The following is a 12,413-nucleotide window of genomic DNA, read 5'->3' as shown; positions in this document are numbered from 1 at the left end:
CACCAACGTCGCCGGCAGCCGCAACCCCGTCGCCCCACTCAACCCATTACGCAGCTCCACCGCCGTCAACGAATCAAAACCCAGATCACGGAACGTTCGTCCGGGGTCCACCCGGGTCGCACCCTGATGCCCGAGCACCAACGCCACCTGACTGCGCACCAGGTCCAGCAGCACCTCCCCCTGCTCGACCTCGCCCAGCCCGCTGAGCCGCTGCGCCAGCCCGGTAGCGGCGGCACGGCGAAGGGGCGTACGGATCAAGCCACGCAGCAGAGGCGGCACCTCACCACGCGCCTTCAGCGTCGGCAGATCCAGCCGCATCGGCAGCACCATCGGCTCCCCAGCCCCCACCGCGGCATCGAACAGCGCCACACCCTGCTCGACAGACAACGGCGGGAAGCCCGAGCGATACATCCGCTCCCGATCGGCGGCGCTCAACTCACCGAGCATGCCGTCGGCCTGCTCCCAGGGCCCCCACGCCAACGACACACCCGGCAACCCCTGGCCACGCCGATACTCCACCAGCGCGTCCAGGAACGCATTCCCCGCCGCATAACTCCCCTGACCCGCGCTGCCCAACGTCCCCGCGACGGAGGAGAACATCACGAACGCCGACAAGCCCATGTCCCGTGTCAGCTCATGCAGATGCCACGCCGCATCCACCTTCGGACGCAACACCGCATCAACACGCTCCGCAGTCAACGCACCCATCACACCGTCATCGAGCACACCGGCCGCATGCACCACAGCCGAAATCTCCCGCCCGGCCAGCACCTCCGCCAGCGCCTCGCGATCAGCCACATCACACGCCACCACCTCAACCCACGCACCCAACTCCACCAACTCATCCACAAGCTCCGCCGCACCCGGAGCCTCACCCCCGCGCCGCGACACCAACACCACATCCCGCACGCCATGCTCGGCCACCAGATGCCGCGCCACCACCGCACCCAAACCACCCGTACCACCCGTGACCAACACCGCACCGGAGCCACCCCACACCCGCACCACAGAGTCGGACACACCCACCCGAGCCAACCGAGGCACCACCAACCGCCCCTCCCGCACCGCCAACTCCGGCTCACCCACAGCCAACGCCCGCGACAACACCGCCCCCGACACGGCACCGTCACCAAGGTCCAGCAAGGTGATCCGATCCGGATGCTCCGACTGCGCTGACCGCACCAAACCCCACACCGACGCCACCGCCAGATCGCTGACAGCACCACGCGCCACCACAACCAGACGAGACCCAGCGAACCGCTCCCCCTCCAACCACCTCTGGACCAGGCCCAGAGCCTGCGCCACCGTGGCGTGAACGGAATCCACCACCCCGTCACCGGGCCGCTCCGCCCCCACCACGGCCAACACCACATCCGGCACCGGACCCTCAGCCACAGCCAAGGCCGCCAGATCCACGCACCCCGCTACCGAGACCCCCGCACCCCGCAACCCATCGCTCAAGCCACCATCCGGGCCGACCACCCCAACCACCGACGGCCCGGCAACCGCCCCCTCAGCCACCGGGACCCACTCCACCCGGAACAACGAATCCCGGCCCAGCACGCCACCGTCCGTGAACTGATCAGCAGCGACAGGACGCGTGACCAAAGACGCGACGGACGCCACGGGACGACCCGCCACATCCACGACCTCGATCGACACCGTTTCCCGCTCGCCGTACGACAGCCGAGCACGCACCGTCGTCGCCCCAGAGGCGAACAACGACACACCCTCCCAAGCGAACGGCACACCACCGGCCGCCTCGTCATCAGCCAACACCGCGGCGTGCAGCACAGCGTCCAGAAGCGCGGGATGCGTTCCGAACCCACTGACGTCGACGTCATCGCCCAGAACCACTTCGGCGAACACCTCACCGCTGCGCCGCCACACCGCCCGCAATCCCTGGAACACCGGGCCGTACTCAAAGCCAGCCTCGGCCCGGTCCTCATAAAAGCCGTCCAGATCGACCGGCTCGGCACCCACCGGCGGCCACACCGCGGTATCGAACCCAACGCTGTCCAGTTCCTCCGCCGCGGCCAGGACGCCCACCGCGTGCTGGGTCCACGCCAGCTCGTCCGAGCCATCCGCCCGTGAGAAGACCTTCACCGACCGGCGACCGGAGTCGTCGGGGGCACCGACGAACACCTGGATCTGCACCGCGCCCCGCTCTGGCAACACCAGAGGTGCGGCAAGCGTCAGCTCCTCGACACGGTCACACCCGACCTCGTCACCGGCCCGGATCGCCAACTCCACGAACGCCGTACCCGGCACCAGAACCCGGCCCATCACCACGTGATCGGCCAGCCACGGATGCGAGCCCGCCGACAGGCGACCGGCGAACACCACACCGTCCGAGTCGGCCAACGACACCGCCGCACCCAGCAACGGATGCTCAGCCGAGGCCAGGCCAGCAGCCCGCACATCACCCATGCCGGCCAGAGTGGTGGGCCAGAACCGCTGCCGCTGAAACGCGTACGTAGGCAACGCGACTCGCTGGGCGCCCGTGCCCGCGAAGAACGCCCGCCAGTCCACGGCCACACCGGTCACGTGGAGCCGCGCCAGCGCCGCGACGGCAGCCGCCTCCTCCGGGCGGTCCTTACGCAGCACCGGCACCACCACGGCCTCGTCGGGCGCCGACTCCCGGGCCAGCGCCGACAGCACGCCGTCCGGGCCCAGCTCCACGAAGGTCCGTACGCCCTCGGCGCACAGCGCCTGGACGCCATCGGCGAACCGTACGGTCTCCCGCACATGCCGCACCCAGTACTCCGGCGAACACAGTTCGCCGACCGCAGCCACCGCTCCCGTGAGATTCGATACCACGGGAACAGTCGGGTCGTGAAACTCCAGACCGGCCACCACAGCACGGAAGTCGTCCAGCATCGGCTCCATCAGCGCCGAATGGAACGCGTGCGAGACCCGCAGCCGGCTCGCCTTCCGCCCTTGCTCCGCCAGCCTTGCGACCGTCTCGGAGACAGCGTCTTCGGCCCCGGCGAGCACCACCGACGACGGTCCGTTCACCGCCGCGATCGACACCCGGTCGGCCAACAGCGCCACGACCTCATCCTCGGTGGCCTGCACCGCCACCATCGCCCCGCCGGAGGGCAGCTCCTGCATCAGTCGAGCCCGCGCCGCCACCAATCGGCACGCGTCCTCAAGCGACAGCACGCCCGCGACGTGGGCGGCCGCTACCTCGCCGATCGAATGCCCGCCCACGAAGTCCGGTGTCACGCCCCACGACTCAACGAGCCGGAACAGCGCCACCTCGACCGCGAACAGCGCGGGCTGCGCAGCCCCGGTCCGGTTGAGCGCCTCGGCGTCGTCGCCCCACATCGCCTCTCGTACGGGGCGATCGCGGTGGGTGTCCAGTTCCGCGAGTGCCGCGTCCAGAGCCTCGGCGAACACCGGGAAGCGGGCGTACAGCTCCCGTCCCATGCCGATACGCTGCGCGCCCTGGCCACTGAACAGGAACGCCGACTTGCCGGCGCCCCGCTCCGCTCCCCACTCGGCGCCGTGAACGAGCCCGGGCGCCGACTGGTCCGTGGCCAGAGCGGTCAGCCCGGCGATGATCTCGACGCGGTCGGATGCGACAAATGCCGCGCGGTGCGCGAAAGCCGACCGGGAGGTGGCCAGGGAGAAGGCGGTGTCGAGGACGCCGAGTCCGGCGTCGGCCTCGGTTGCGACATCGACCTCCGTGGCGGCGTCGGCGCCCAAGGCGGACAGCAGCCGTGCGGCCTGTGCCCGCAGGGCCTCAGGCGTACGTCCGGACAGCACCACCGGCACCGTCGGCAGGACGGTCGGCGCCACCGCCCGTGCCGCCTCCGTTTCCGTCTGCGAGTCCGGTGCCTGTTCGATGATCACGTGCGCATTGGTGCCGCTGATCCCGAATGACGAGACGCCCGCCCGCCGCGGTTCTCCCGTCCCCGGCCATGCGACGTTCTCGGTGGCCAGGCGCACCGCACCCTGGGGCCAGTCCACATGGGAGGACGGAGTGTCCACGTGCAGGGTGCGCGGCACGGTGCCGTACCGCATCGCCATGACCATCTTGATCACACCGGCGACACCTGCGGCCGCCTGGGTGTGGCTGAGGTTCGACTTGATGGAGCCCAGCAGCAGCGGCCGGTTCTCGTCGCGGTTTTGGCCGTACGTCGCCAGCAGTGCCTGCGCCTCGACCGGATCGCCCAGGGTCGTGGCCGTACCGTGTGCTTCGACGGCGTCGATCTGGTCGGCCGACAAGCGGGCGTTGATCAGTGCCTGCTGGATCACCCGCTGCTGGGACGGGCCGTTGGGTGCGGTCAGGCCGTTGGAAGCGCCATCCTGGTTGACCGCGCTGCCGCGAACCACCGCCAGGACGGGGTGTCCGTTGCGCTCGGCGTCGGACAGTCGTTCCAGCACCAGTACGCCGACGCCCTCGGCCCAACCGGTGCCGTCGGCGGATTCGGCGAACGCCCGGCACAGCCCGTCGGGGGACAGTCCACCCTGGCGGCTGAACTCGACGAAGGTCGACGGGCTGGACATGACGGTCACACCACCGGCCAGGGCCAGCGAGCACTCCCCCGCCCGCAGTGCCTGGTCGGCCAGGTGCAGGGCGACGAGGGATGACGAACAGGCCGTGTCCACGGTCAGCGCCGGGCCGGTCAGGCCGAAGGTGTAGGCGATCCGGCCGGACAGCACGCTGCCCGTGTTTCCGGTGAGCTGGAAGCCGTGTGCGCCCTCGGCCGCGCCGACCTGGTAGTCCTGGGCCATGGCTCCCATGAACACACCGGTCTCGCTGCCCCGGAGCGTTGTCGGGTCCACGCCGGCCTGCTCGATGGCCTCCCAGGCCGACTCCAGCAGCACACGCTGCTGCGGGTCCATGGCGACCGCCTCGCGGGGCGAGATGCCGAAGAAGTCCGCGTCGAAATCGGTCGCATCGTAGAGGAAGCCGCCGGATGTGGTGGACGAGGAGGCGAGCGCTTCGGTGTCCCAGCCACGGTCGGTGGGAAAGGCCCCGATGCCGTGTTCGCCGTCGGCGACCAGGCGCCACAGGTCCTCCGGATTCGACACTCCGCCCGGGTAACGGCAGGACATGCCGATGATCGCGATCGGCTCTTGGGCCGACGCCTCCAGCTCGTGCACCCGCTGCCGGGTCTGCCGCAGGTCGGCGGTAGCCCGCTTGAGGTAGTCCCTGAGCCTCTGTTCGTTGTCCATCTCAACTCATCTCGACAGCGGCTGGCCGCAGCCGGTATCGCGACGGCAGCGGACAAGAGGTGGTCGGTGTGCGGATCCTTCGGCTCGGCGGAGCCCTCAGGGTTTCCGCACGGCGGCAGGTCGGGCGATGGGACGACCGGGGCGCGGACGTCCGTACGGGGGCTCCCGAAGGCTCACCGGCGGGCCCGGCCCCGGCTCGGCCGTGTCGCGGAACCCGGCCGCCTCGATGCGGGCGGCTTGTCCAACCCTCGTGCTCCAGCTGACATGCGAGGAGTCTCGTGCGGGGGTGACGGGAAAAACCTTAGTAACTGCCGGGACCAGCACTGGCGTCACAGCTGGGGAAGGGAACGGGAGCGGCCGGCGGCCGTGCGCCGCCGCGGAGTTCGGTGCCGGCCCGGGTCTTCGGTTGTGGGCGGGGCAGCCCTGCCTCAGACGGCCATGCCGTTCTCGTTCTCCCCGTCGATGGGAGGAGCCATCTCCATGAGCTGAGTGCGGCCCGCGACACCGAGCTTGCGGTACACCTTCGTCAGGTGTTTCTCCACCGCGCGCAGGCTGATCCGAAGCTCGGTGGCGATGGTCTGGTTCCCCTTCCCGGCCGCCACCAGCAAGGCGATCCGGCGCTCGCTCGGGGTGAGCGCGGCGTCGGACGCAGCCGTCGGCCGGCTGCCCGGCCGGTCGCCCGCGCGGTCCGTCTCGGAGGGCTGCGGCAGCTGCTCGTTCCGGGGGAGGTGCTCGACGGTGCCGGCATGGGAGGGGGCGAACAACTGGACTCCGAGCAGCAGTTGTGCCTTGACCATTGCCACCCGGTCGGCGGAGGCGTTGAGGCCGTCCACCGCGCGCAGCGCCAGCTCGATGCCCCCCTCGCCTTTGGTGACGTCGGCCCAGACACGCAACGAACGGCCGACCACGCTGGGGGCGCCCCACGCCACCGCCTGTTCGTACTCGCGGGCGATGAGGTCGTGCGCGAGGTCCGGGCGGCCGATCCGGTACTGCAGCTGCGCGGCCCACGAGCGCCAGGGCAGCACGGCGGGATTCGTCCAGCCCATGAGTTCGTGTTCGCGCCCGGCTTCGAGTATGTGGTCCAGCGCGACGGAGTTGTCACCGGCAAGCAACGCGAGCATCCCGTCGACCACGTGGCCGAGCCAGGGGGCGAGCAGTGCGTTGTCCTGGGCGCGATACCGGGCGAGTGCGTCGCCCGCCACCGCGGGCGGGTCTCCGCCCGCGATGACCAGCGCCAGTGCCTCGCAGCAGCGTCCCGTGACCGGGGCGAACTCGGCGTCGGCGTGTTCCAGCGTGCGTGCGGCCATGAGTGCCGCTTCCGTATGCCGACCACGTCGCGCCAGGGCGAATGCCCGTTCTGCGTCGGCGAGCAGTGTGTCCGGCATCCGCCCGCCATTGGCCTGGAGGGTCGCCACGGCCGTCGAGGCGAGCCAGGTGTCGACTTGGTCGAACAGGTCGGCTGCGAGCATGGCCCGTACCGCCAACGGCACCGCCGTGCGCAGATCGTCCGCGGTCGGCAGCTCGGCGAGCACCACGCGGCGGGCCAGCGCGGCCACCGTGCCGGAGTCCTTTCCGGCGAGCATTCCGGCGTAGGAGAGCACGGCGGCCCGGTCCCGTGCGGGGGCGCTGCGTACGTCCCGGGGGATACCTTCGAGCCGGAACGCGCGGACCGTCTCCGTGAAATACCGGGCGTGCCTGAGGTGCGTGACGCGCAGGCGTGCGTCGAGTGCGAGCGCCGTCTCGCGGGCCGAGCCCTCCAGCAGCGCGGGGTCACCCAGCCCGGCGGCTGCATCGGCTAGTTGGGTGGTGAGCCCGGAGGGCGGCAGCTCGCAGGCCAGTACGGGGATCCTGACGAGCTCGCGGGCTCGCTGTGCCGGTGTCGCCAGCCCCGGCAGCGCCTGCATCAGGCGCCGCAACGAACTGACGGGGGTAGAGGCCAGCTCGGCTCTGGCCAGGTCCACGAGCAGTTCGGCGCGCCCGCCGCTCTGCTGGGCGGAGCCGAGCAGAGCCCGGAGCAGGTACTTCCGTGCGAGACCGGGGTTTTTGTCCGCCAGTGCCGTGCGCGCGGCCTCCCGCAGCACCTCGATCTGCCAGCCGCCGGGCGGGTCACCCGCGGCCAGCACATGCCCGGCCACCTCTTCGGGCGGTCTGCCCGCCGCGTGCAGGGCCTGCGCGGCCCTGGCGTGCCAGGGCATTGTGGCCGTGTCGAGGGAGTGCGCGACGGCCTCGCCGATGGCGTCGTGAGCGAAGCGGGGTACCGGACCGGAGTCGAGCAGCCCCACCGACTTCAGCGCGCCGAGGGCGGCCGTGCCGTCCTCGGCGGTGAGTTCCGCCATGGTGAACAGCAGCCCGCCGTCGGTCCGCGGACCGACGACCGCGAGCGCTGTGGCGATCTCGCGTTCCGCCTGCGGCAGTTCGGCCAGGGCGCGCACGGCGTGTGTGCCGATCTCGGCGGGGCGCAGCGCCCGTACATCCTCCGGCCGGGGCGGCCACCGGGTTCGGCGGAGCCCCCGCAGCAGGGCGGCGAGGAACAGCGGCCTGCCGCCGGAGACCTCGGCGCAGGCCCGAATGAGCTCGCGCTCCGGCTCACCGAGGAATTCTCCGGCCATGGCGGAGATTCCGTCCGGTGACAGTGGCCGGAGGGCCACGCGTTCCGTGGCGGCGCCGAGGAATTCCTTCAGTAGCGGCGAATGCGCCGCCGCATCGGCCGAATGCGGCGTCACGGCCACGATCACGACCCGCGCGTCGGCGAGTTTCTCACCGATCAGCGCGAGCCAGCGCAGGGAGTTGGCGTCGACCCAGCGCAGGTCGTCGATGAGTAACAGCACCGGCATGGCGTCGGCCAGGCGGAGCAGTACGTCGCGCAGGCGAAGCGCCTCGCTCTCCTCCGTGGCGCCGGCCGGCGGGGCGGTGCCCCGATGCAAGCCGTGGAGCATGCGCCGGGCGACTCCGAACGGGACGTCGCTTTCGGAGCGGGCGCCCTCGGCACGCAGGACGAGCGCCTCGGACGGAGACGTCCGCCTGGCGAGTTCGCCCAGCAGTGCCGAGCGTCCGGACCCGAACGGGCCCGATACGGTAACGAGCGCACCCCGCCCGCCGCGTGCGCCATCGAGGGACCGCCGGATGACCGCGAGTTCCCGCGTACGTTCAAGCAACACAGTCCCGTCCTGTTCGGTTCTCTGGTGCACCGGCCCGGCACCCGGGCGGAGGAATTAGGAGGAGACGTATTCCGGGCGCACGCGCGGCGGCCACTGCCCCACGGCGAAGACGCCCATGGAGTAGCCCTTCGAGATCAGCGCGGGCCGGTTGGTGACCTTGAGCTTCCGCAACAGGGAGGCGACGTGGTATTCGACACCGCCACGGCTGAGGAACAGCTTCGCCGCCAGTTGCACCGTCGACTCGCCCGCGGCCACGCCCTCGAGGATCCGGGCGTGCACCGGGCTGAACAGCTTCCGGCGGCCGGTGACCATCTGCGGGCCGGTCTCGGATTCCTGCGGTTTCACCAACACCATGATCGTGCCGACCCTGCCCGCACTCCCGCGCACTGCGATACCGGTCATCTCGCCCAGGAAAACAGACTCCTCGGCGCCCATCGCGACGATCTGATCGGCGAAGCGCGGATTCTGACCATCAGCCAGTCGAATAAATTCGTTCTTCATTTTGCCCTGCACGCTGGGGTGCAGGAAATCGCAAATATTGCGCCCGCACACATGGCCAGAACCGTACCCGAACTGTTGGGCGAACAAGCGATTCGCCTCCAGGACCCGAAATTCTAGGTCGAGATTCGCTATACACATCCCGGACTGCTCAAAGAGGGACAAGTAGATTTCGCGATACTGCTCCGAACACCGATCCTGTGTTTCAGCGGAGATAATCTCTTTCGACACGAGACCAGGGTTACTCACGAGATTTCGACCGTTTCTCTCAGTTCGCATGAGTCGATTATCCGGAAGCGACTTTAACCCCCGCCGAACGCTTCCCAGATAAGTCATCGTCCATACACAAAAGAAGAAAGTCAAGCGTTTTGAGTTAGTTGGAAGTTAATACGCTTAAGACTGCGGCCCCCGCACCGCGCGGTTCGGTACGGCACGGTTCGGTGTGACAACATCACCCCTGAGCTGCAAAAACACGACCTTGATCACCCAGCGTGCGCGAATGCTCACACCACAACAGCCGGACGCAACCCGCCGCGAGCTTCCACGCGATCGGGCACGTTCCAACATCCGATCAGGCATCCACCGGGACACCGCGCCACCAGTCCGTTATTCACCCACACGCACGCCCAGAAACAACCGGAGGATCCAGCGAGGAATCACCTCGCACAGAAAATAACTCATGTAAACGGACAAAACGAGGGTTACCCTCAAGCGAGCAGGCCTGGATTCAAAGCCATATGCCGGAGCAATTCTTTCGCCACCCAGCGCTCATTCGCCGTGGCTATGAACCCCGAGTGCCGCGACGAGTGCGGAGCGTCCCTCGATACCCAGCTTGCGGTAGGAGTTGGTGAGATGCTTCTCCACCGCGCGTCTGCTGATCTCCAGCTCGGCGGCGATCTCCTGGTTGCTGCGACCACGCGCGGCGAGTTCGGCCACCGTGGCCTCACCACGGGTCAGTACGGACCTGACGACCGGAGCCGAGGTGGGCGTGACGCCTCTGACCAACCCTCCCGTATGCTCCCCCACCCTGAGTGTCTGCGACTGCTCGGCCAGCCGGCGCCCCCGGATGAGCAACTGGTCGCCCTCCGCCGGCGCGGCACTCTGCAAGCGCTTCCCGAGCGTGACCAGGGTCCGAGAGAGTTCGAGCGGGCTTCCCGCATCGTGCAGCACGTCCACCGCCTGCCGCAGCAGCTCGATCCCCTTCGGGCCATCGGTCACGGCACCCCATGTGTGCAGCGCGCGGCCGAGCGCGGTCGGCGCGCCCCAGGCCAGCGCGCGCCGGTGGTTCTCCTCGGCCAGCTCGATCGCCTCTTTGGGCCGACCCAGCCGACGGTGCAGCAGCGCAGCCGAGACCTGCCACATCGACACCGCCGCCCCGACCCATCCGACCCGGTCGAGCACGCGGCCGCAGTCGAGGAACTGCGCCAGCGCCGCGGGCAGGTCCCCGCGCGCCGCCGCCAGCCTGCCCCTCAGACACCGCCGCATCAAGAACATCCGCAGGTCCGTATCCGATCCGGCGATCTCCAGTACCCGCTCGGCCAGCGTGTTGTCTTGCAGCTCGAGCGCGAGCTGGCCGACCGCGACGGCCGGCACCAGCATCGTTTCCGGCTTGTCCCGGTCCGCCAGCTCCAGCCCACGCAGCGCACATTCCCGCGCCACGACGGCGTCCCCGCGGCCGAGCAGGACGAGGCCGCGCTGCGCCTCGATCAGGGCGGCGAGCGCCGGCTTGGTCTGCCGCTGGGCGTGGGCCAGCGCGGCATCGAGCCAGGACGAGGCGACATCCCCGGCATCGGCGACGAGCAGCATCCACGGCAGGATCTGCAGGGCCGCACTCATCGGCGCGGTGTGGGTCGGTTCGTGGTCGAGGACCTGCTGGGCCATCCGTACGATGTTCCGGGTGCCGACCTGCCCGTTCAGCGTCGCGGCCCGCATCAGTACCACGCACAGTTCACGTTCTGCGCGGCTGCCCAGTGCGGCGTCACTGCCGAGTTCTGCCAGCCGGTCCCCGGCCGACGCCAGCGCTTCGGGATCCTGGATCGCCGCATAGCGCGAGCGCGCCTCCAGTCGAAGGGCGAGCTCCCTGTTGTAACCGCGCAGCGCGCCGGGGTCGTCGAACCGGGCAGAGACCTCACGGACGAGGTCGGCGAGCCGCTGGTCGCAGCCCGCCATGTGCAGCGGGGTCCGGGACACCACCTCGGCGCACCTGCGGTGATTGGGCATCAGGCGCGCGGCCTGTTCGATGTGCCGGACCGCCGAGGCCGGATCGGTGTCCCACTCGACGGCGGCCAGCTCGACCAGCAGATCGGCCCGCTCACGGCCGTCCATGGGCAGATCCAGCAGCGCCCGGCGCAGGTAGCGGACGGCCGCGTCCGGCGCGCCCCGCCTGCGCGCGGCCACCGCTGCGGCTCTGAGCTGGTCGACCTCCCAGCGGTCGCGCACCGTGTCAACGTGCAGCAGCCGCACGGCGATTTCCTCCGGCCCGGCTCCGTACTCGTCCAGCAAAGCCACCGCGGCCCGGTGCAGGCGCGAGCTCTCCTCCGCTCCCAGTGATTCCGTGATGGCCCGGGTCAGCACGGGGTCGTGCACCGCGAGCCGACCGGATCCGCTGAGCAGCCGGGCTTTCCACAGCACCGACCGGGCGGCGGCGCACTCGTCCCGGCTCAGCCCGCTCAGCTGTACGACCAGGTCTTCGGTGGCCTGGTCCGCCAGCACCACCAGCGCCTTCGCGAAGGTGTGGACGACACAGTCGCGCCGCAGCAGGCGCAGCAGCCTCTCCCGCCGGAACGACCCGCCGAGTGCGCGTACGCGCTCCACTTCCGCCGCCCTGCCGCGCAGCCGCTGCGCCTGAGCGCGGTCGAGCAGCACACGGAGCTCCTTCGGACTGCCGCTGGTGAGGTCGTGGCAAGCGGCGGCGAACTCGCTGTCGGATCCAGCGCCGAACCGGTCCACCATGAGCCGAGCCGTCGCCTCCTCGGAAAGCGCTTCCGCGCGCAGTCGGTAGGTCGCCGCGTCCGTGATCTCCCGGACGAGCGGGTCACGCGAGCTCTCCCCGTCCTGCAGCACCACGCCGACGAGCACCCGCATGCCGTCCAGTCGCGCGGCCAGGAAGGCCAGCGCGCGCAGCGATGCCTCGTCCACCCAGTGCAGGTCGTCGACCACGACAACCACCGTGCGGCCGGCGCTGAGACCGGTGAATGCCGTGTGCAGGCCGTGCAGCACGGAGGCGAGCGCTTCGGTGCCGAGCTCGTCGCCCGGGCTCCTGCCGACCGCATCGGAAACCACGCCGAGCATCGCCCGGGACGCGGCGGGGACCAGGTGATCCGGCGCCGCGAGCAGGGGCAGCACCAGTTGGCGTACGACCCCCAGCGGGAATTGACGCTCGCTCTGCGCACCGCCGGAGCGCAGCACGCGCGCGCCGGCGTCCTCGCCGAGTCGCACCAGCTCGCGCAGTAGCGCCGTCGTGCCGGCCCCAGCCTCGCCGCCGATCAGCAGCAGTGCGCCCCCACCGGACTCCACCTCGAGTACGGCCTTGCGCATGACCGTCAGTTCGGGTTCGCGTTCCAGCAGCAT

The 12,413-nt window shown here is 70.1% G+C and carries 4 protein-coding genes; all 4 read right to left on the bottom strand.

Annotated elements, in window-relative coordinates:
* The coding region (locus tag ACH4TL_RS45190) for a type I polyketide synthase (RefSeq protein ID WP_398425510.1) at nucleotides 1-5,187 on the bottom strand (5,187 nt) is incomplete at its 3' end.
* Nucleotides 5,188-5,615: 428 nt separating this feature from the next.
* Entirely contained in the window at nucleotides 5,616-8,345 is a 2,730-nt protein-coding gene (locus ACH4TL_RS45185; protein ID WP_398425508.1) for a LuxR C-terminal-related transcriptional regulator, read from the bottom strand.
* Nucleotides 8,346-8,399: 54 nt separating this feature from the next.
* Nucleotides 8,400-9,074, bottom strand: a complete 675-nt coding sequence (locus ACH4TL_RS45180; RefSeq protein WP_398331549.1) for a LuxR C-terminal-related transcriptional regulator — start codon at nucleotides 9,072-9,074, stop codon at nucleotides 8,400-8,402.
* Between the two features lie 537 nt (nucleotides 9,075-9,611).
* Entirely contained in the window at nucleotides 9,612-12,413 is a 2,802-nt protein-coding gene (locus tag ACH4TL_RS45175; RefSeq protein WP_398331552.1) for an AAA family ATPase, read from the bottom strand.

The organism is Streptomyces sp. NPDC021115, from assembly GCF_044333065.1.
GTDB lineage: Bacteria > Actinomycetota > Actinomycetes > Streptomycetales > Streptomycetaceae > Streptomyces.
The sequence above is the reverse complement of the archived record's forward strand: the minus strand, read 5'-3'. Positions and strand labels throughout refer to the sequence as shown.

Excerpts from the sequence above, each read along its gene's own strand:
- ACH4TL_RS45175 (WP_398331552.1), bottom strand. The coding sequence starts at position 12,413 with ATGCTGCTGGAACGCGAACCCGAACTGACGGTCATGCGCAAGGCCGTA.